The following is a 663-nucleotide window of genomic DNA, read 5'->3' on the forward strand; positions in this document are numbered from 1 at the left end:
ATGCGGACCCGCATGTACGGTGGTGTGAGAGGACGGGGGTTAGTCACCCCCTCCTACTCGATCACTCTGCCGTTACGCCGTGCGTTTTACGTTCAGCGGTTGTTTAGGTGTCGGGGTTTGCGTTCCGGTATCGTTATTCTTATGAAACAGCTTGCGTAGGTAAGGAAGTACGTAGTAGTCGAGGCCGATTTTGCCGGCGTTGGCCGCAGCGACGAGGACCAGGACTTCAAGAATCAACATTTGCGCGTTGGTGCTTACCGTACCCGAGAAGAGGAACGCGGCGTTCATCACGAAGCCCATCAGTGCGGCGAAGGTGGTGAAGGTACCAAGGATGAGACCGATGCCGACCAGGAATTCACCGTAAGGCACCAAGACATTGAAGAGGTCGACGTTTGGCAGGGCGAAGTGTTGTAAGAAGGTCGCCCACCAGCCTTGCACGGCGGGGTGTTCGCCGGTGCTGTTCGCGATCGCTCCGGTCAGGAAGCCCGCGGCATCGAAGCCGCCGGTCAGTTTATGATAGCCGGCTTCGATCCATTGATAGCCGAGATACACGCGGATGACGGTCAAGAGCCACATTGCCACTTTATTTGTTCTAAGGATATTGTTAAACATGATACCCACTCCTTTGGTTATGTACGATTTTGTTTTTCGGATGATCATCTT

General features: G+C 54.0%; 1 protein-coding gene. It reads right to left on the minus strand.

All coding sequences use genetic code 11. The features are described 5' to 3' along the window. Positions 1-72 precede the first annotated feature (72 nt). Positions 73-612 (minus strand): DoxX family protein, encoded by a 540-nt coding sequence (locus M0651_RS23920; protein WP_248554157.1) that lies wholly within the window; start codon positions 610-612, stop codon positions 73-75. Positions 613-663 lie beyond the last annotated feature (51 nt).

The sequence above is a fragment of the Paenibacillus mellifer genome, from assembly GCF_023195895.1.
GTDB lineage: Bacteria > Bacillota > Bacilli > Paenibacillales > Paenibacillaceae > Fontibacillus > Fontibacillus mellifer.

Coding starts and splice junctions, on each gene's coding strand:
- M0651_RS23920 (WP_248554157.1), bottom strand. CDS start 612: ATGTTTAACAATATCCTTAGAACAAATAAAGTGGCAATGTGGCTCTTG.